We start from the raw sequence: 18,312 nt of genomic DNA on the forward strand, positions 1-18,312 counted from the left end.
TCAGCCCGCCGCCCTGTGGATACCGCATGCCCCGGTGATATCGCAGGAAGCCACGACCTGTCAGTCCCTACGACACCACGAGTTCAATCTCAGTAACCGCCGAAGAACGCAAGATCCGGCGCTTATAGCGTAGCCGCCGGTCGTGACACCAGCTTCCCGCTAGAGCCTGTTTGTGGTCACCTCTGCGCCGAGAATGCGCACCGAGCTCGCAAACAGGCTCTAGCCAAGCTGAGGGCTGTCCCGTGAAAGATCTTCGGAGCTCTGCGCTGGGCTACCCCATGACCGCAGGGGCCGTCTCGAGAAACGCCGACCGGTTGTTCTCCAGGTAGTCAACGCGATCTCGTAGCCGTCCTGGAATGCACCGTTCGCAGGTCTGAGCCCGCGTCAGTTCAGCAAGCTGGTGACCACGCTGCGGCGGAGCGGTGCGGACCCAGTACGCAAGGGCCGACCATGGATCTACCGCAGGAGGACCGGGGACCTGTTCCGACGCTGGCAGCGGGACGGCGTCCGGAAGCGGATCTTCGAACAGAAGCTCGCGGTCCGCCATCAAGCGACCGTGCTGGTTGCAGCCAGCAACGAGTAGCTGTGACTGCCTGCCGTTGGCCGGCCGGTCGCCTGGCACCTGACGTATCCGCAGCCAGGCTCCGCGGCGCCGGCACACCACCCCGGCGGATCAATCCTGGCGGGTCTGGGAGAGCAGCACCATCAGTCGTCGCCACGCAGGTGAAGCGGCGGTGACGTTGGCGTTCATCAGGGAGAGCGTCCCCGCGCCGGGCTGTCGGTGATCTGGCCGCTGCGCGGTCCAAGTCGCTATCGCGGTGGCAAGGTCGGGCAGCCTCGGGTCGTCGGGTTCCCAGTTCATCGCCTCGTCGCAGGCCAGATAGAGACGCCGGAACTCCGGGTCGGCGAGCGCCTTTTCCTTCCCCGCAACCCACTCCGGCACTGATTCCGGTGCCAGCGCCACCAGCATGATCCAGCAGTCGCGTTCGAGGCGCACCATCCGCTCACTGACGCCGAAGGTGCGCATCCGGTCGAGGATTTCGGTGACCTCGGACGGCAGGAAGAGACGGTCTCCCGCGGCCAGTTCGGCGATACGGCGGCGATGGCGGGTGAGCTCGCAGATCTTCCGCGTCAGGGCCTGGTCGATGTCGGTGACGGCCTCGGCGAATTCCTCGGGCCGGGCGGCGAGGAGTTCGTCGATGCGGGCCAGGGGCACACCGGCGTCAGCCAGGGTCTTGATGCGGATCAACTCCACCACGGCCTGGGCGTCATAGCGCCGGTAGCCGGAGGCGTCGCGTTCGGGTTCGGCGAGCAGACCGCGTTGGTGGTAGTGGCGCACGGCCCGCACCGTGACCCCGGCGCGGGCCGCCAGCTGGCCGATGGTGAGCATCGGCGCTCCTTTCAACACACCCGCTGCCACAGATCGCGGACGGCCTGGGCGACGGCGTCCGGGCAGTCCGTGGTGATCGTACTGTGGCGGGCTGCGCTCAGAATGCGGTGTTCGCCGTGCGACACCGAGGCGGCGAGGGCGTCGTAGAGCCGCTGCTTGCCCGCGTACAGCTGTCGCAGCTTCTTCGGGGACATGATCAGACGCAGGCCGGGATCGACGCCCATTGCGGTCAGCGCGATCAGCGGCGTATCGGGCACGGGGCCGCCGGCCTTGAGCTCGTCGAGCCATTCCGGCTGGTTGCTGCGCTCCCACGCACCTGTCCGCTGTGCCGCCACGGTGAGGTGGTGCGCGACCAGAAGCTCGCGTATCTCGCGTGGCCACGACGCGAACATCCGCCGGTACGTGCCCCGCGACAGCAGGCAGATCAGCCGCAGTGCCGCCGTGCCCGGGACCTTTTGGGGGCGCAGCTGCGGCATGAAGGTCTCCCAGTCCTCGACGATGCCGTCGAGGTACACCACGCCCGCCACCTCCTCGGGGAACAGCTGCACAAAGCGGCGAGCGTAGGCACAGCCGAGGGAGTGCGCGACCAGCACATAGGGGGCCGGCACATCTGCGGCCCGCAGCAGTTCCCTCAGTTCGACGGCGACCTCGGCCAGGGTGCGCGGCAGATCGGCGGGGTCGCTCCATCCCGTGCCGCCCCGGTCGTAGAGCACGGAGGTGGTGAATTGGCTGACCCTGTCGTGGATGTTGAGGTGATCCAGGCCGACCGCGCTGGCACCGGGCAGGAAGACCACGGCCGGGCCGCCAATGCCCGAGCGGTGAAAGAGAAGGCTCCGTCCGTTGATGTCGTAGAAGCGCCCCAGCGGGGCCTGACGCGCAGGGCGTGTGGTGGTGTTCATGGAGCGAGGGTCCAACCCTGACGCAGGGGCAAGGTCAAGCCGCCCGTACACCCCGATGCCGCGCGCCAGGCCGGCCGGCCGACGGCTCGGCCAGAGGACGCAACGCGTCCGTGGGCGACGACGGCTTTGACGAGCCCAGTGGCCGCTTGTCCAGCAGGTGCGGAGCCCCCAGCCGCTCTCGGCCATGCATCACACTTCGCCCACGCACGGGCCCCTGAGTGGGCCCCTTGGACGGCGAAACAGTCGAAACGAGGGCCACCACGGTGATCATGGCGACCCTCGGTCTCACATTGCCGCAGGGTAGAACCCTTGTTCCAGCCTGCCGGGTGGTGGGGCGGGTGGGACTCGAACCCACGGCCGACGGATTATGAGTCCGCTGCTCTAACCGGCTGAGCTACCGCCCCCTCCACGGCGCGTCGCGCACATTTGTGCGCGCCGTCTGCCGCAGCATAGCCGCTCATACGATCTGCTGCCCGTGAGGGTCGCCGTCGTACGACGTTGCCTGCCCAAGAGGACTTCGATCACCCGGGTTTCGGTTCCTCCGCGCACGAAAAAGGACCCCTCGCGGGGTCCTCTTCCTCTCTGCTCCCCCGACTGGACTCGAACCAGTAACCCTCCGGTTAACAGCCGAATGCTCTGCCAATTGAGCTACAGGGGATTGCGCTCCCCCGACTGGACTCGAACCAGTAACCTGCCGGTTAACAGCCGGCTGCTCTGCCAATTGAGCTACAGGGGATTGCTCCGTGTGCCTCGAATGCACCGTCGTCCGGGCTTCCGGACGGCGCGCGCTCGCTGCGACACATACATTAGCGCAAGCAGGGGGGTGCTCCGCCAATCGGTATCGCCTCAGGTCACCTCGGGTGATCTCCGGCCCCGGAGGGTAGGCGTGCGGCACCGCCCGGCGTTCCGGTGCGCAGGGGCACCAGACGGGACCACAGGGACCAGACGGGACCAGAGGGAGAGGTGGAGCGATGCGCTACCGGCTCACGTTCATCGCGGGACTGGCCACGGGGTACGTGCTCGGCGCACGGGCCGGCCGGGAGCGGTACGAGCAGCTCTGCAAGGCCGCCCGGCGGGTCGCGCAGAATCCGGCGGTCCGCAACAGTGCCGAGTCCGTGGCGCTGACCGGGCGCGATATGGCGTCGAAGGCGTACGGGACGGTGTCGGCCAAGGTCGGGGACCGTCTGCCGGCCTCCGTCGGCGAACGGATCCGCTCGCTGCGCGAGCAGCGCGAGGGCGACGAGAACGACTGGGGCACCAGTAATACGTGACCCGGAGGGTGGAGCGTCGGGCGCCACGGGCGCGTGGTGCGGGTGGGGCCCCAGGGGGCGGCGCGGCGGGGCGTCCGGTCCGGTCCGGGCAAACCCTGACTCTTTCCTTATGCGCCCCATGGGGCATCATCTGGGTCCATGGGGATAGTCGCCGGATTGGACAGTTCGTCCGAGAGCACACGGATCGTCGTCTGCGATGCGGACACGGGTGCCGTCATCAGGCAGGGGTACGCACCGCACCCCGTCGAGAAGGGGCCCGAGGCCGATCCGCAGGCGTGGCTGATGTCGCTCGGCGAGGCGGCCGGCAACGGGCTGCTGGAGGGCGTGCAGGCCATCGGTGTCTCGGCGCAGCAGCACGGGCTGCTGACGTTGGACGCGGAGGGCAATCTCGTACGTCCGGCGCTGCTGGGCAATGACAAGCGGGCCCAGAGCGCGGCCGCGGACCTGCTGGACTCGCTGGGTGGGCGGAGCGCATGGGCGCAGGCCGTGGGGGCGGTGCCGCAGGCGGCGCACCCGGTGACCAAGCTGCGCTGGCTGGCACGTACGGAGCCGGCGAACGCGGCGCGGATCACGGAGGTCATGCAGCCGCACGACTGGCTGGTGTGGCAGCTGCTGGGGCGGCCGGCGCGGCGGACCACGGACCGGGGCGCGGCCTCGGGCACCGGTTTCTGGTCGGCGGCGAGCGCGTCGTACCGGCCGGATCTGGTGGAGCTGGCGCTGGGCCATCAGGTGCGGTTGCCGGAGGTGCTGGGGCCGTCGGGGACCGCCGGATTCACGCCGGAGGGGCTGTTGATCTCCGCCGGTACCGGCGAGACGATGGCGGCCGCGTTCGGGCTGGGCGTCGGGGAGGGTGACGCCGTGGTGTCGCTGGGCGCCTCGGGGTCGGTGTTCGGGATCCATCACGAGGCGCTGGTCGACCCGAGCGGCACGATCACCTCGTTCGCGGACGCGACCGGACGGCATCTGCCGGTGGTGCACACCAACAATGCGGTGCGGGTGCTGCGCGGGGCGGCGGAGATGCTGGGCACGGACCTGGAGGGGCTGTCCGAGCTGGCGCTGGCCTCGTCTCCCGGCGCGTACGGCATGGTGCTGCTGCCCTATCTGGAGGGCGAGCGGACGCCTCATCTGCCGCACACGGCGGGGTCGTTGCACGGGATGCGGCGGGAGAGCATGAAGCCGGAGCACATGGCGCGGGCGGCCGTGGAGGGCATGCTCTGCGGGCTCGCGGATGCGCTGGACGTCCTGCGCGGGCGGGGCGTGGCGGTGCGCCGGGTCTTCCTGCTCGGCGCGGCGGCGGAGCTGGGCGCGGTGCAGGCGATCGCGCCGGGGCTGTTCGGGGTGCAGGTCGTGGTGCCGCAGCCGGCGGAGTACGCGGCGCTGGGGGCGGCGCGGCAGGCGGCCTGGGCGTGGGGGGTGGCGCACGGCACGCTCAAGCCGGCAGCCGGGATGGAGGCCGGGCCCGGTGGCGGGGCCGCCTGGGTCGACCCGCCGCAGTGGCCGGCCGCCGCGAGCCAGGTCTTCGAGCCGGGTGAGGAGCTGTCGGTCGGCCAGGCCGTGCGCCAGCAGTACGTGGCGGTGCGCGACGAGGCCCATCCGGGGGCTTTCCTGCGGGAGGCGTGAGGTACGCCAGGCCCGCACGGCGCGTCGGTGCGGGGCCGTGGCGTGCGGTGTGGCGGGCTCCGGCCCGGTTCGGTCCGGGCACATCCGGGTACCGGGGTCAGTCCAGGTAGCCGCGGAGCTGGTCGGCGAAGGCGTGGTCGCGCAGCTTGTTCAGGGTCTTGGACTCGATCTGCCGTATCCGTTCGCGGGTGACGCCGAAGATCCGGCCGATCTCCTCCAGGGTGCGGGGGCGGCCGTCGGCGAGCCCGTAGCGGAGCTGGACGACCTTGCGTTCGCGTTCGCCGAGGGTGGACAGGACCGCGTCGAGGTGCTCGCGGAGCAGCAGGAACGCGGCGGATTCGACGGGTGAGGCGGCGTCGCCGTCCTCGATGAGGTCGCCGAGGGCGACGTCCTCCTCCTCGCCGACGGGGGCGTGCAGCGAGACGGGTTCCTGGGCGAGCCGCAGCACCTCGCTGACGCGTTCCTCGGTGAGGTCGAGGTGGGCGGCGACTTCCTCGGGGGTGGGTTCGTAGCCGCGCTCCTGGAGCATCCGGCGCTGGACGCGCACCACGCGGTTGATCAGCTCGACGACGTGGACCGGGACGCGGATGGTTCTGGCCTGGTCGGCGAGGGCGCGGGACATCGCCTGGCGGATCCACCAGGTGGCGTAGGTGGAGAACTTGTAGCCGCGGGCGTAGTCGAACTTCTCGACGGCGCGGATCAGTCCGAGGTTTCCCTCCTGGACGAGGTCGAGCATCGTCAGTCCGCGGCCGACGTAGCGCTTGGCAACGGAGACCACCAGGCGCAGGTTGGCCTCGATCAGCCGGCGCTTGGCCATCCGGCCGAGGACCACCAACTTGTCGAGGTCGTAGGCGAGTTGGGAGGAGAGGTCGGGGGTGTTGGTGAGCTTCTCCTCGGCGAAGAGACCGGCCTCGACGCGGCGGGCGAGCTCGACCTCCTCGGCGGCCGTGAGCAGCGGGATCCGGCCGATCTCGCGGAGGTACTGGCGGAAGAGGTCGGAGGACGGGCCGCCGGGCTCGGCGCGGGGTGGCGGCTCGGGTCCGGGCCCGGGTTCCGGATCGGGCCCCGCTTCCGGCTGTGTGTCCGGTTCGGACGGTGTGTCCGGTCCCGGCTCCGCCCCCGGGGAGATGTCGTCCCGGAGCATCTCGGCGGCCGGCGGTTCGGCCTGCTGCGGCACGGTGACCGGTTCGACGGCCGGATCGAGGAGCGGCCTGCTGAGCGGCTGTGTGACGGGCTGTGCGACCTGCTCCGTGGCCGGTGGGGTGGCGGCCGGCGCGTCGGCGAGGGTCCGGGTCTGCACGGGGGCGACCTCCAGGGTGATCGCTGCTGAGGCGGCAGAAGGGCCGGGTACGGCTGCGGCCGAGCCGCCGTCCGTCCCGTACGTCAAGAGCGGTTCCGCGGGGGTTTCCGGTGACGTACGACCGGATCCGCCGCGCTCCGAGGACTCAGGCACCGCTTCTCAGTGTGGAGTACGACACACTGCCGCCACGAGGGGCGTGCGACCACTTTTTGAGTCCGGTCCGTTACCGGACGGCTACCGCGGGGTGTTCCGGGGTGGCCAGGGCGGGGCGTCGGTCGGGTCGGATGGGGGCTCGCCCCGGCCCGAGCGGCCCGCTACAACGCCGCGTAGCCCCGTTCGCGGAGGGACTGGCCGTACTGCTGGAGGACCCAGAGTTCGTTCTGCACGGCGGCGAGTTGGTCGGGGTCGGCGCGGGGGCCGAGGCGCTGGAGGGTGCCGCGGATCTCCGTGACGCGTTGGTTGACGGCGGCGAGGCGGACGGCGACCAACTGGACGCCGGCGTAGGCCTCGTCGGGGTCGCGGCGGGTGTGCAGGGGCTCCACGGCGAGCTCGGTGATCATGGCGCGGACGGTGTCGTCGGGGGCGACCTCGCGGACCCTGGTGACGTAGTCGCCGTCGGTGGCGCCGGCCGTGGTGCCGCCGGCCTCCTCGATGCACTGACGGACCACGGCGTAGGGCGGTGCGGTGAACTCGTCGGCCCCGTAGGCGTCGAAGGTCGGGGAGACCAGGTCGGGGCGCTGGAGGGCGAGTTTGAGGAGCTCGCGTTCGACGCGGTGGGCGGGGCTGCGGAGGTTGAGGGCGGGGCCGCGCGGGCCGGGGGCGGAGCGGGCCTGCTCGGGTGCGGGGGCCGGGGCACGGTGCTGCGGGCGACCCTGGGCGGGGCCGGTGGTGTCGCGGCCGCGTTCGCGGGCCCAGCGGGCGAGCTGGGCGACCCGCTTGACGACGAACTGGGTGTCGAGGATGCCGAGCATGCCGGCGAGCTGGACGGCGGACTCGTGCTGGATGGAGCTGTTCTTGATGTTGGCGACGATGGGGGCGGCCTCGTCCAGGGCGGCGGCCCGCCCCACGGCGGTGTCCAGGTTGTGCCGGGAGACGACGTGGCGCAGCGCGAACTCGAAGAGCGGTGTGCGGGAGTCGACGAGGTCGGCGACGGCCTGTTCGCCCTTGGCGAGCCGCAGGTCGCAGGGGTCCATTCCGCCGGGAGTGATGGCGATGGAGGTCTGGGCGGCGAACTTCTGGTCGTCCTCGAAGGCGCGCAGGGCGGCCTTCTGGCCCGCGGCGTCGCCGTCGAAGGTGAAGACGACCTCGGAGCCGGAGTTGTCCATCAGCAGGCGCCGGAGGATCTTGATGTGGCCCTCGCCGAAGGACGTGCCGCAGGTGGCGATGGCGGTGGTGACGCCGGCGAGGTGGCAGGCCATCACGTCGGTGTAGCCCTCGACGACCACCGCGCGGTTGCCCTTGGCGATGTCCTTCTTGGCGAGGTCGATGCCGTAGAGGACCTGGGACTTGCGGTAGATCGGGGTCTCGGGGGTGTTGAGGTACTTGGGGCCGTTGTCGTCGTCGCGGAGCTTGCGGGCGCCGAAGCCGACGACCTCGCCGGCGATGTCGCGGATGGGCCACATCAGGCGGCCGCGGAAGCGGTCGATGGGCTTGCCGCTGCGGCTGTCCTGGGAGAGGCCGGAGACGATCAGTTCCTTGTCGGTGAAGCCCCGGCCGCGCAGGAAGCGGGTGAGGTGGTCCCAGCCGGCGGGGCTGTAGCCGACGCCGAAGTGCTGGGCGGCGGCCTGGTCGAAGCCGCGCTCGGCGAGGAACTTCCGGCCGATCTCGGCCTCGGCACCGTCGAGCTGCTCGGCGTAGAACTGGGCGGCGACCTTGTGGGCCTCCACCAGGCGGGTGCGCTCGCCCTGCTGGCGGCCGGGGGTGTAGCCGCCTTCTTCGTAGCGCAGGGTGATGCCGGCCTGGGCGGCGAGCCGCTCGATGGTCTCGGCGAAGGAGAGGTGGTCGAGCTTCATGATGAAGTCGACGGTGTCGCCGCCCTCCTGGCAGCCGAAGCAGTGGTAGAGGCCTTTGCTGGGGCTGACGTGGAAGGACGGGGACTTCTCGTCGTGGAAGGGGCACAGGCCCTTGAGGTTGCCGCCGCCGGCGTTGCGGAGCTGGAGGTACTCGGACACGACGGCGTCGATCGGGACCGCGTCCCGCACCGCCTTCACATCGTCATCGTTGATCCTGCCTGCCACGGGTGAATTCTACGGTGGGGGTCGGACACTCCTGGTCCACCGCCCGCGGTGGCCGCCCCGTCGCCGCAGGTCACCGCATGACGTCCAGGAAGCGGTCGAGGCCGATGTTGCCGCCGGAGACGATCACGCCGATGCGGGGTGGGACGGGGGCGATGCGGCCGGCGAGGAGGGCGGCGAGGGCGCTGGCGCCACTGGGTTCGGTGACGATCTTGAGGCGTTCGAAGGCGAACGCCATGGCGGCGCGGATCTCGTCGTCGCTGACCAGGGCCACCGAGTCGAGGAGGTGCCGGTTGATGGCGAAGGTCAGGGCGCCGGGGGTGTCGACGGCCTGGCCGTCGGCGATGGTGCGGGGCACGGGGATGGTGACGGGGTGGCCGGCGGCCAGGGAGCGCAGGGTGTCGTCGCCGGCTTCCGGTTCGACGCCGATCATGCGGATGCCGGGGGCCAGGGCGGTGGCGGCGGTGGCCGAGCCGGCCATCAGTCCGCCGCCGCCGAGGGGGGCGAGCAGCGCGTCGAGCCGTCCGGTCTCCTCGATCAGTTCCAGGGCGGCGGTGCCCTGGCCGGCGATGATGTGCGGATGGTCGTAGGGCGGGATGAGGGTGAGGCCGCGTTCCTCGGCGAGCCGGCGGGCGAGGGCGGCGCGGTCGGCGGTGTAGCGGTCGTAGCGGACGATCTCGGCGCCGTATCCGGCGGTGGCGTCGGCCTTGGACTTCGGGGAGTCCTCGGGCATCACGATGACGGCGTGGCTGCCCAGCTCGCGGGCGGCGAGGGCGACGGCCTGGGCGTGGTTGCCGGAGGAGTACGCGGCGACGCCACGGGCCAGCTGCTCGGGTGAGAGCCGGGAGACGGCGTTGTAGGCGCCACGGAACTTGAACGCGCCGACCCGCTGGAAGTTCTCGCACTTGAGGTGGACCTCGGCGCCGACCAGGGCGTCGAGGGTGCGGGAGCGCAGCACGGGCGTGCGGTGGGCGACGCCCGCCAGCCGCCGGGCGGCGTCCCGGATGTCGTCGAGGGTGACGGGTTCCGGGACGTCACGGCCGGGGTGGACGGGGCCGGTGGGGCGGTGCGTCATGGGCGCACGCTACGGGAGCAGCGAGGCGAGCGGAACGTCCGGATCGGCCAGAACGTGGGGGTCGAGCGGGTGGCCGGAGCGGATGAGGCGCTGGACGGTGTCGGCGACGTCCCAGACGTTGACGTTCATCCCGGCGAGCAGCCGGCCGTCGGCGGCGAGCCAGAAGGCGATGAACTCCCGCCTGGCGACGTCGCCGCGGTAGACGACCTGCGCGTACGAGCCGGGCGGGGCGTAGCCGGAGTACTCCATGCCGAGGTCGTACTGGTCGGAGAAGAAGTACGGGATGCGGTCGTAGCTGACGTCCTGGCCGAGCATGGCGCGGGCGGCGGCCGGGCCGCTGTTGAGGGCGTTGGCCCAGTGTTCGACGCGCAGGCGGGTGTCCAGCAGGGGGTGGTCGGCGGCGGCGACGTCGCCGGCGGCGTAGATGTACGGGTCGGAGGTGCGGAGCGCGGCGTCCACCGCGATGCCGCCACCGGCGCTGCGGTCGACGAGGTCGAGCCCGGCCTGTTCGGCGAGGGCGGTGCGCGGGGCGGCGCCGATCGCGGCGAGCACGTCGTGGGCGGGGTGTTCCTCGCCGTCGTCGGTGCGTACCGCGAGCACCATGCCGTCCTGGCCGACGATTTCGGTGAGGCGGGCGCCGAAGTGGAAGCGGACGCCGTGGTCGCGGTGGAGGTCGGCGAAGAGGCCGCCGAGTTCGGGGCCGAGGACGCCGTGCAGCGGGGTCGGGGCGGGTTGGATGATGGTGACCTCGGCGCCGTAGGAGCGTGCGGCGGCGGCGACTTCGAGGCCGATCCAGCCGGCGCCGGCGATGACGAGTCGCCCGTTCCGCTGCGCCTGGCGCCGGCCCTCTTCGGTGTCCGCGGCTGCCGAGTTCTGCCGGCCGAGGGAGGCCAGGACGCCGCGGAGCCGTTCGGCGTGGGCGAGGCGGCGCAGGTGGTGCACGCCGGCCAGGCCGGTGCCGGGGATGTCCAGGCGGCGCGGTTCGGCGCCGGTGGCCAGCAGCAGCTTGTCGTAGACGATGAGGGTGCCGTCCCCGAGGCGCACGGTCTTGGCCGTGGGGTCCAGGTGGACGGCGGGCTGGCCCAGGTGGAGTTCGATCTGTGCCTTGGCGTACCAGGCGGGTTCGTGGATGAAGACGCTGTCGCGCTCCTCCTTGCCGAGCAGGTACCCCTTGGACAGCGGGGGGCGCTCGTAGGGGTGGTCGCGCTCGTCGCAGATGAGGATCACCCGTCCGGTGAAGCCCTCCGAGCGGAGCGTCTCCGCGGCCTTCGCTCCGGCCAGGCCACCCCCGACGATGACGAACGTCTGGTGTGCGTCGACCACTTGCTTCCTCCTCGTTGCGGTGCCGTACGTCCGCGTCCGCGGCCGTACGCGCCCCTGGTGTACCCCCCGCTGTGCCCCCGATGTTTCCCCGGTGTCCTTCCTCCGTAGATGTGTGCGTGGCCGTCGGGGTTCCCGTTCGGTGTCGTAGCGGTTCCCCGTTAGGAAACGGTCGGCTTCGAGCGTCCCGCACGGAGGGTGAGGGGGGAAGAGGGGCTTCCCCCCTAGGGTCACCCTCAGTTGACCGTGGCGCTACCAGGGCGTCGGGTGAGACGGGCGTGCAGGGAGCGGGCCGAGGTGTCCGTCAGGGCCGCGATCTGGTCGATGACGGCGCGCATGCGGGCGGTGTCGTCGGGGGCGGCGTCGAAGAGCGAACGGAACTGGGGGTCAAGGCCGTCGGGGGCGCGGGCGAGCAGCGCCTCGGCCAGCTCGGCGATGACGATGCGCTGGTCGGCGCGGAGCGCTTCCTGGTCGGGGCGCTGCATGACGTACCGGTCGGCGACGGCTTTCAAAACGGCGCATTCCAGCCGTGTTTCGGCCGGAACCACGAGCTGCGCCCGGTAGCGGGTGAGCCGCCCGCCGCCCCAGCGGGCCCGGGTCGCGCCCTCGGCCGCCAGGCAGAACCGGCCGATCAGCTGGCTGGTGGCGTCCTTGAGGCGGGCCTGGGCGACCGCGGAGCCGTCGTAGCCGTGCGGCCACCACTCCTGCTCCAGGAGGCGGTCCAGCGCCGCGGCCAGCTCCTCGGGCCCGGCGCCGGGTGCGTAGCGCTCCGCGGCGACCGCGAAGATCTCGGCGCGCTCGGGGTCGGCGAGCAGGAGGTTGGGGTCGAGGTGTCCGGCGTGCAGCCCGTCCTCGACGTCGTGCACCGAGTAGGCGACGTCGTCGGACCAGTCCATGACCTGCGCCTCGAAGCTCTGCGCCCCGTCGGGGGTGCCGTGCCGGAACCACTCGAACACCGGCAGGTCGTCCGCGTAGACCCCGAACTTCCGGGAGGTGGGGTCGGTGGGGTGTGCGCCGCGCGGCCAGGGGTACTTGGTGGCGGCGTCGAGGGCGGCGCGGGAGAGGTTCAGTCCGACGCTGACCGTCGAGCCGTCCGGGGCGGGCACGAACCGCTTGGGCTCCAGTCGCGCGAGCAGCCGCAGCGACTGGGCGTTGCCCTCGAATCCGCCGCAGGGCACCGCGACGTCGTTGAGGGCCTGCTCGCCGTTGTGCCCGAAGGGTGGGTGGCCGAGGTCGTGCGCCAGGCAGGCGGTCTCGACCAGGTCGGGGTCGCAGCCGAGGGCGGCGCCGAGTTCCCGGCCGACCTGAGCGCACTCCAGGGAGTGGGTCAGCCGGGTGCGCGGGCTGGCGTCCCAGGCGTGGGTGTGGGCGCCGGGGGTGACGACCTGGGTCTTGCCGGCCAGTCTGCGCAGCGCGGCGGAGTGCAGTACCCGGGCGCGGTCGCGTTGGAAGGCGGTGCGCCCGGGCCGTTTGTCGGGCTCGGGGACCCAGCGCTCGGTGTCGGCCGCGGTGTAGCCGGGGAGGGTCGGTGCGCTGCCCGATGGTGTGCAGGGGGATGTGCCCGTCATACAGCGACGGTAGCCGCCCTGATGGTCTCGGAGTCGGACCCGGTACGTGTGAGGAGCGCCTGGTCGTAGCGGTGGAGTACCAGACGGGCCAGGGCGGGGTGGTCTCCCAGGGGCGCGGCGGCGATCCCGGGGGCGGCCTCGGCGCACTGGGTGGCGAACCGGCCGGGTGCGGTGAAGCAGCCGGCGACGGCGATCCGGTGGTGGCCGCGGGCGGCCAGTGCGCGGGCGGCTTCGGTGACCGTCGGAGCGGCGGCCGATGCGTAGGCGGGCACGACGGGGAGGCCGCCGAGGCGGGCCGACAGGAGGTGCGCGGTCTGTTCGGTGTCCCGGGCGGAGCGGGCGGCGCGGGAGCCGGCGGCGGCCAGGATCACGGCCGTGGTGCCACGGCCGGAGGCGGCGCCGGCCTCCAGCAGCCTGCCGTGCAGCGCCTCGGCGAGCAGCGGGTGCGGCCCGAGGGGCGCGGCGGTCCGGCCGGCCAGATGGGGCGCGGCGGCGAGCGCGGCGGGCAGGTCGTGGGTGACGTGGTGGCCGTGGCCGAAGAGCAGCGGTACGAGCACGACCTCTCCGCGCAGTTCCCCGAGGGTGTCGGTGAGCAGCGGACGGTTGAGCTCGATGTGCCCGAGCCGTACGGGCAGTCCGGGGCGGAGCGCGCGGACCCGGTCGAGGAGGGCGCGGATGGTGGGCAGGGCGCGGGGGTCGCGGCTGCCGTGGGCCACGGCGACGAGGGTGGGGGCGGCCGGCCCCGGGGGCCGGAAGCCGCGCAGGCGGACCCGGCGGAGCTGCGTGCTGAGCTGGGTGGTGATCTCGGCGGCGAGGTCCCCGGCGCCGAGCGGCGCGGGGGACGCGGACGGTGGGTTCGGTATCGGCGCCGTCATGGCCCGAGCGTGGCAGCCGGGCGTTGCGGGGTCGTTTCCCCGGGGGGAACTCCGTGTTCCGTCCGGCTGCCGGCCCGGCTACCGGTGCTGTGCGGCCGCCTGGTGCGCGTCGATCTCCGCGAGGTACTTCGCGCGGGTGGCCTCGTCGAGGAAGGCGGCGCGGAAGGAGTTGCGGGCGAGGGTGCGCAGGGTGTCCTCGTCGAGGCCGAGGGCGTCGCGTACGGCGGTGAAGTTGTCGTCCGCATAGCCGCCGAAGTAGGCGGGGTCGTCGGAGTTGACGGTCACCAGCAGCCCGGCGTCGAGCATCGCGGGCAGCGGGTGCGCGGAGAGGTCGTCGATGACCCGCAGGCGGACGTTGGACAGCGGGCAGACGGTGAGCGGCACCTGCTCGGCGGCGAGGCGGGCCACCAGCCGCTCGTCCTCCATACAGCGCACCCCGTGGTCGATGCGGTCCACGTGGAGGTCGTCCAGGGCCTCCCACACGTAGGCGGGCGGGCCCTCCTCCCCCGCGTGCGCCACGCACTTGAGGCCGGCTTCCCGGGCCAGCGCGAAGACTTCCCGGAACTTGGTCGGCGGGTGTCCGACCTCGGCCGAGTCCAGGCCGACGGCGGTGATCCGGTCCAGGTACGGGCGGGCCGCCTCGAAGGTCGTCAGGGCGGACTCGGCGCTCTCGTCGCGCAGGAAGCACATGATCAGGCGGGTGCTGATGCCGTAGCGCTCCTCGGCGGTGTCGAGCGCGCGGCTCAGGCCGTCGACGACGGTGCCGAGGGAGACGCCGCGGGCGGTGTGCGCCTGGGGGTCGAAGAAGATCTCGGCGTGCCGTACGCCCTGCTGCCGGGCGCGGGCGAGGTAGGCGTGCGCGAGGTCGGCGAAGTCGTCCTCGGTGCGCAGCACGGCCATCAGCGCGTAGTAGAGGTTGAGGAAGGACTGGAGGTCCGTGAAGGAGTAGGCGCGGCGCAGCTCGTCCTCGGTGGCGTAGGGCAGGGTGACGCCGTTGCGCTGGGCGAGCGCAAAGGCCAGTTCGGGTTCGAGGGTGCCCTCGATGTGCAGGTGCAGCTCCGCCTTGGGCAGCGGGCCGGGGGTCGCGGGGGACGACGGAGCGGGAGACGGAGCCACGCGGGTCACACCTGTTCTGCTTCTGCGTTACGGACGGAGCCGTCCACAGTAGCGGCGACGCCCGGCCCGACCGGGCGCCGGGCCCGCTCCCCGCGCGCGGCGCCCGGCCAGTCGCCGCCCGCGAGGGGGTTGCCGGTGGCCCGCAGCCGGGCGGCGAGCGGCTCGGCCGCCAGGTAGACCCAGGCCCGTACGGTCCGGCCGTCCGGGCACACGGCCTCGGTGACCACCCGCTCGTAGACGTTCTCCGGGTCGCCGGGGGCGTAGCCCTCCAGCCGGTCCAGCGCCACCAGCACCGCGTCGTAGTCGGCGTCCCGGGGCTGGACGAGGGCGCCGTGCACCACCGCCTCCGGAGGCCCGGCGACGGCGTACGGGTATCCGGGACCGTCGTAGAGCAGGGCGCCGTGGATCCGGGCCGGCTCCTCGCGTGCGGTCCGGCCGCGCAGGGTCCGGGCGTGGTTGGCCTCGCCGGGGCGCAGCGTGCCGTAGACGAAGAACGGCGGGCGCTCGGGGTCGGTGGTCATGGCGGTGCGGTCCTCTCCGGGGCGCGGTGTCTCGTGCGCCACGATGCCAGGTGCCCCTGCAACCATCATCGGCCGATGGGCGTCGCACCCTGCGAGATCGATCGCGGCCGGACATGACCGGGCGCGATCGGATGCGATCGGGACGGGGGCAGGGGATGCCAGGGCTGCTGAAGCGGATACGGGGCGGGGTGCGCCGCGTCCGGCTGCCGCGGACCCGGCGCGGCCGGCGCCGCGCCTACCAGGTCGTGGTGGCCGCGTCGGTGCTCGCGCTGGCGCCCGCGACCTGGCTGAACGCCACCGCGAGCCCACGCCTGCGCACGGTCGCCGATGCGCCCGCCGCCCCGGTGGCCATCGTCTTCGGCGCCGGCCTGTGGAACGGCGAACCGTCCCCGTACCTCGCCCACCGGTTGGACGCGGCGGCCGCGCTCTACGACCGGGGCACGGTCCGGGCGGTGCTGGTCACCGGTGACAACAGCCGGCGCGACTACGACGAGCCGGACGCCATGCGCTCCTATCTGGTGCGGCACGGCGTTCCGGCCCGGAAGATCGTCAATGACTACGCGGGTTTCGACACCTGGGACTCCTGTAGCCGCGCCCGCCGGATCTTCGGTGTGGACCGGGCGGTGCTGGTCAGCCAGGGCTTCCACATCCGGCGCGCGCTGGCGCTGTGCACGGCGGCCGGCATCGACGCCTACGGCGTCGGGGTCGCCGCCCGGCACGACGTGACCTGGGCGTACGGCGGCGTCCGGGAGATCTTCGCGGCCGGGAAGGCGGCGGCGGACGCGCTGCTGCGGCCCGATCCGCACTTCCTCGGGCCGCACGAGAAGGGGGTGGCGGAGGCGCTGCGTTAGCGCTCCCCGCCACCCCGGTGTCGGTCGCGCGGTCAGCCCTTCGCCGCGCGGCTGTAGAGACTGAGGATCTTCCCTCCGAAGTAGGGGCTGTAGGAGATCCGGTCGTTGTCCGGGCCCTTGGGGCCGCCGCCGTTGACGCCAGCGATCAGCCCGATGAGCCGGCCGGTCCCGGACTCCTCGTCGAAGTCGGCCAGCCAGGGGCTGCCCGAGGTGCCTCCGTAGAACCCGCCGCACTCCATGCGCAGTTGGTTGGTGCCGGCCAACCGGGCGGTGCGGGCGGTGCAGCGGACGGCCTGGTCGGCCGGGTCGTGACGGACGGTGGGGTAGCCGATGACGGTGACGTCGTTGGCGTAACCGGGCGTCGGGGCCAGGATGTTGCCGCCGGTGACCTCTTCCAGGGCCTTGCCGTCCACGGAGGGGGCGACGGTGGCGAAGGTGAAGTCCAGGTCGGCCTTGCCGCCGGTGGTGCCGCGGTCGGGGTAGGCGAAGGTCTTGGTGATCGCCCACACCCCGTAGGGCTGGGAGTCCGCCCCGGACCGGTACTGGGGGACGAAGGCGGCGCGCGAACCCATGCGGCAGTGCCCGGCGGTGAGGATCAGGTTGCGGTGCGGGCTGTGCACCACGCTGGCGGTGCAGTGGTGCGCCCGGGCGTCCCCGTCGACGGAGAACAGCACGCCGACGGACGGCACGCCGTCGAAGTGCTCCGCGGTGGCGGGGTGTTGGGCCGTCGAGGGGTGTTGCGCCGGGGCCGGGTGCTTGGTGGGGGTGCCGGACCCGGGCGCGGCGGTGGCGGACGGGCTCGGGGCGTCGACGGCGGGCGGGGTGGCGGACTGGTCCGGGGTGCCGGTGTCCGGCGGGGTGGTGGCGGACTGGTCCGGTGTGCCGCCGTCGGAGGGCGCTGTGTCGTCCTGGGCCGGGGTGCCGTCCTCGGCCGGTGCGCTGTCGCCCTGCGCCGGGGTGCCGTCCTCGGCCGGTGCGCCGTCGCCCTGGCTCTCGGTGCCGTCGTCGGCCGGTGCGGCGGCAGCCATCCGCTTGGCGGTCCAGTACGCGGCGGCGTCCCGGCTGCTCCAGCTGGAATTGGGGCCGGGGCTGCCGGTGTCCGACGCGAGACCGTGGGCACTCTCCGCGGCGTGCCCGGCGGGCGCGGTGGCCAGGCACATCACCATGCCGAGCGCGGCCGTCGCGGCCCTGCCCCAACGGCGCCTGGTGCGCCCGGCGAGGCCGCCCTGTCCCCTGGTCTCCCGCATCGCGTCGTCGTTGTGGTGCACCACGTCAGCTCGTCTCCTCTGCGATCCACGACAGATAGCCGTTGCCGCCGCGGGTGATCGGGGTGGCGATGATCTCCGGGGTGTCGTAGTCGTGCGCCTGGAGGAGGTAGCGCTCCAGCTCCGCGTAGCGCGACTGCGCCGTCTTGAACAGCACCTGCCACTCCCGGCTCGTCTCGACCGCGCCGTCCCAGCGGTACACCGAGGTCACCGGCGAGCTGATCTGGGCGCAGGCGGCGAGCCTGCCCTCGATCGCGCCGCGCGCCAACCGCTCGGCCTTCTCCTCGCTGTCGGTGGTCGTCATGACGGTCAGGAATTCGGCCGGCGGTCCGGAGAGTCCGGGCGGATCGCTCAGAGCGGTGGGGTCGGCCACGGTTGCGCATCCTTCGTGTGGGGGGACGGATGGACGCCCGCATCGTACGGACCGTGATGATCATCCGTAAGTGACGGGCCGCTCCGGTGGCGGCACGCCACCCGGACGCCGCGGTCCGAATTCCCCGGTTGCATCCGCCCGCGCAACGGTAACGATGGAAGGGAGCCCAGCCGCCGGAGGCGGTGGCGCGGCCCGCGTCGCGCGCTCACCGTCCGCATGCGAAAGGCCAGCATCATGGACGACCTCAACGCGCTCACCCGCCAACAGCTCGACGACGCCAGGGCCTCCGCCCACGGGCGCAGCGCCCATCTCTTCCTCCACGACGGCCCACTGCGGCAGACCGTGATCGCACTGATCGGGGGCGCCGCACTGGACGAGCACAACGCGCCACCGGCCGCCAGTCTGCAAGTACTTCACGGCCGGATCCGGCTGACCGGCGCCGGCGGTGGCCAGGTGCTGAAGGCCGGTCAGGTGGCCATGATTCCGCATGCGCGGCACGGGCTGGAGGCCCTGGAGGACGCGGCGGTGCTGCTGACGGCGGTCACGGAGGTGCCGGCACGGGTCCGCGGCGTGGTGACGGCCGGGGCGGCGCGGGGGTAGCGGCACGCGTCCAGCCCGTACGCGAGACAGCAAA

At 72.6% G+C, this 18,312-nt stretch carries 16 protein-coding genes, 3 tRNA genes and 1 pseudogene; 5 read left to right on the forward strand and 15 right to left on the reverse strand.

Annotated features, from left to right (window positions below):
- Window positions 1–373: 373 nt before the first annotated feature.
- Window positions 374–454 (forward strand): annotated as a pseudogene (locus tag AB0C96_RS30375) (IS5/IS1182 family transposase); the annotation flags it as partial.
- A gap of 219 nt (window positions 455–673) precedes the next feature.
- Here the strand turns inward: AB0C96_RS30375 and AB0C96_RS30380 are convergent.
- The 5 genes from AB0C96_RS30380 to AB0C96_RS30400 form a co-directional block, all read right to left on the reverse strand.
- Window positions 674–1,390 (reverse strand): MerR family transcriptional regulator, encoded by a 717-nt coding sequence (locus AB0C96_RS30380; protein WP_362921765.1) that lies wholly within the window; start codon window positions 1,388–1,390, stop codon window positions 674–676.
- 11 nt (window positions 1,391–1,401) lie between these two features.
- Window positions 1,402–2,289, reverse strand: coding sequence for an alpha/beta hydrolase (locus AB0C96_RS30385; RefSeq protein WP_362921767.1), 888 nt, complete (start codon window positions 2,287–2,289; stop codon window positions 1,402–1,404).
- Window positions 2,290–2,616: 327 nt separating this feature from the next.
- Window positions 2,617–2,693 (reverse strand) — tRNA-Ile (locus AB0C96_RS30390).
- 181 nt (window positions 2,694–2,874) lie between these two features.
- Window positions 2,875–2,947 (reverse strand) — tRNA-Asn (locus AB0C96_RS30395).
- A gap of 5 nt (window positions 2,948–2,952) precedes the next feature.
- Window positions 2,953–3,025: transfer RNA gene (locus tag AB0C96_RS30400), tRNA-Asn, on the reverse strand.
- A gap of 235 nt (window positions 3,026–3,260) precedes the next feature.
- Here AB0C96_RS30400 and AB0C96_RS30405 point away from each other — a divergent pair.
- Both AB0C96_RS30405 and AB0C96_RS30410 read left to right on the forward strand, forming a co-directional pair.
- Window positions 3,261–3,560: a YtxH domain-containing protein gene (locus tag AB0C96_RS30405; RefSeq protein WP_362921769.1), complete on the forward strand. Its 300-nt coding sequence runs from the start codon at window positions 3,261–3,263 to the stop codon at window positions 3,558–3,560.
- 138 nt (window positions 3,561–3,698) lie between these two features.
- Window positions 3,699–5,180, forward strand: coding sequence for an FGGY family carbohydrate kinase (locus AB0C96_RS30410; RefSeq protein WP_362921771.1), 1,482 nt, complete (start codon window positions 3,699–3,701; stop codon window positions 5,178–5,180).
- Between the two features lie 97 nt (window positions 5,181–5,277).
- Here AB0C96_RS30410 and AB0C96_RS30415 read toward each other — a convergent pair whose 3' ends face one another.
- The 8 genes from AB0C96_RS30415 to AB0C96_RS30450 all read right to left on the reverse strand — a co-directional run bounded on the left by AB0C96_RS30415 (window position 5,278) and on the right by AB0C96_RS30450 (window position 15,189).
- Window positions 5,278–6,633 (reverse strand): RNA polymerase sigma factor, encoded by a 1,356-nt coding sequence (locus tag AB0C96_RS30415; protein WP_362921772.1) that lies wholly within the window; start codon window positions 6,631–6,633, stop codon window positions 5,278–5,280.
- 161 nt (window positions 6,634–6,794) lie between these two features.
- Window positions 6,795–8,717 carry a DNA primase gene (gene dnaG / locus AB0C96_RS30420; RefSeq protein WP_362921773.1) on the reverse strand — a complete coding sequence of 641 codons (1,923 nt, stop codon included), beginning with the start codon at window positions 8,715–8,717 and terminating at the stop codon, window positions 6,795–6,797.
- A gap of 70 nt (window positions 8,718–8,787) precedes the next feature.
- Window positions 8,788–9,789: a pyridoxal-phosphate dependent enzyme gene (locus AB0C96_RS30425; RefSeq protein ID WP_362921775.1), complete on the reverse strand. Its 1,002-nt coding sequence runs from the start codon at window positions 9,787–9,789 to the stop codon at window positions 8,788–8,790.
- Between the two features lie 9 nt (window positions 9,790–9,798).
- Window positions 9,799–11,112, reverse strand: coding sequence for an FAD-dependent oxidoreductase (locus AB0C96_RS30430; RefSeq protein WP_362921777.1), 1,314 nt, complete (start codon window positions 11,110–11,112; stop codon window positions 9,799–9,801).
- A 233-nt stretch (window positions 11,113–11,345) separates the two neighbouring features.
- Window positions 11,346–12,677, reverse strand: coding sequence for a deoxyguanosinetriphosphate triphosphohydrolase (locus tag AB0C96_RS30435; protein ID WP_362921779.1), 1,332 nt, complete (start codon window positions 12,675–12,677; stop codon window positions 11,346–11,348).
- Window positions 12,674–13,552, reverse strand: a complete 879-nt coding sequence (locus AB0C96_RS30440) for a CbiX/SirB N-terminal domain-containing protein (protein ID WP_362921781.1) — start codon at window positions 13,550–13,552, stop codon at window positions 12,674–12,676. Before AB0C96_RS30440 ends, AB0C96_RS30435 begins: the two co-directional genes overlap by 4 nt.
- A 78-nt stretch (window positions 13,553–13,630) precedes the next feature.
- A complete protein-coding gene (locus tag AB0C96_RS30445) occupies window positions 13,631–14,677 on the reverse strand; it encodes an adenosine deaminase (protein WP_362921782.1) in 1,047 nt (348 codons plus the stop codon).
- Window positions 14,674–15,189 (reverse strand): gamma-glutamylcyclotransferase family protein, encoded by a 516-nt coding sequence (locus tag AB0C96_RS30450; RefSeq protein WP_362921784.1) that lies wholly within the window; start codon window positions 15,187–15,189, stop codon window positions 14,674–14,676. The genes AB0C96_RS30445 and AB0C96_RS30450 overlap by 4 nt, the downstream gene beginning before the upstream one ends.
- A 155-nt stretch (window positions 15,190–15,344) precedes the next feature.
- Between AB0C96_RS30450 and AB0C96_RS30455 the strand changes: the two genes are divergently transcribed.
- On the forward strand, window positions 15,345–16,040 hold the full coding sequence (locus tag AB0C96_RS30455; RefSeq protein ID WP_362921785.1) for an ElyC/SanA/YdcF family protein: 696 nt from the start codon (window positions 15,345–15,347) through the stop codon (window positions 16,038–16,040).
- Window positions 16,041–16,072: 32 nt separating this feature from the next.
- Here AB0C96_RS30455 and AB0C96_RS30460 read toward each other — a convergent pair whose 3' ends face one another.
- Together AB0C96_RS30460 and cutA are read right to left on the reverse strand one after the other, a co-directional pair.
- Window positions 16,073–17,311: a hypothetical protein gene (locus AB0C96_RS30460; protein WP_362921787.1), complete on the reverse strand. Its 1,239-nt coding sequence runs from the start codon at window positions 17,309–17,311 to the stop codon at window positions 16,073–16,075.
- A gap of 1 nt (window position 17,312) precedes the next feature.
- On the reverse strand, window positions 17,313–17,678 hold the full coding sequence (cutA, locus tag AB0C96_RS30465) for a divalent-cation tolerance protein CutA (protein WP_362921789.1): 366 nt from the start codon (window positions 17,676–17,678) through the stop codon (window positions 17,313–17,315).
- A 234-nt stretch (window positions 17,679–17,912) separates the two neighbouring features.
- Here cutA and AB0C96_RS30470 point away from each other — a divergent pair, with 234 nt between their 5' ends.
- Window positions 17,913–18,278: a cupin gene (locus AB0C96_RS30470; protein ID WP_362921887.1), complete on the forward strand. Its 366-nt coding sequence runs from the start codon at window positions 17,913–17,915 to the stop codon at window positions 18,276–18,278.
- Window positions 18,279–18,312: the final 34 nt, after the last annotated feature.

Origin of the sequence: Streptomyces sp. NPDC048506 (assembly GCF_040651315.1) — a bacterium.
Taxonomy (GTDB): domain Bacteria; phylum Actinomycetota; class Actinomycetes; order Streptomycetales; family Streptomycetaceae; genus Streptomyces.

What these genes read in the sequence shown, in the direction of transcription:
- AB0C96_RS30380 (WP_362921765.1), bottom strand. Translation starts at nt 1,390, where the DNA reads ATGCTCACCATCGGCCAGCTGGCGGCCCGCGCCGGGGTCACGGTGCGG.
- AB0C96_RS30385 (WP_362921767.1), bottom strand. Translation starts at nt 2,289, where the DNA reads ATGAACACCACCACACGCCCTGCGCGTCAGGCCCCGCTGGGGCGCTTC.
- AB0C96_RS30405 (WP_362921769.1), top strand. Translation starts at nt 3,261, where the DNA reads ATGCGCTACCGGCTCACGTTCATCGCGGGACTGGCCACGGGGTACGTG.
- AB0C96_RS30410 (WP_362921771.1), top strand. Translation starts at nt 3,699, where the DNA reads ATGGGGATAGTCGCCGGATTGGACAGTTCGTCCGAGAGCACACGGATC.
- AB0C96_RS30425 (WP_362921775.1), bottom strand. Translation starts at nt 9,789, where the DNA reads ATGACGCACCGCCCCACCGGCCCCGTCCACCCCGGCCGTGACGTCCCG.
- AB0C96_RS30435 (WP_362921779.1), bottom strand. Translation starts at nt 12,677, where the DNA reads ATGACGGGCACATCCCCCTGCACACCATCGGGCAGCGCACCGACCCTC.
- AB0C96_RS30440 (WP_362921781.1), bottom strand. Translation starts at nt 13,552, where the DNA reads ATGACGGCGCCGATACCGAACCCACCGTCCGCGTCCCCCGCGCCGCTC.
- AB0C96_RS30450 (WP_362921784.1), bottom strand. Translation starts at nt 15,189, where the DNA reads ATGACCACCGACCCCGAGCGCCCGCCGTTCTTCGTCTACGGCACGCTG.
- AB0C96_RS30455 (WP_362921785.1), top strand. Translation starts at nt 15,345, where the DNA reads ATGCCAGGGCTGCTGAAGCGGATACGGGGCGGGGTGCGCCGCGTCCGG.
- AB0C96_RS30470 (WP_362921887.1), top strand. Translation starts at nt 17,913, where the DNA reads ATGGACGACCTCAACGCGCTCACCCGCCAACAGCTCGACGACGCCAGG.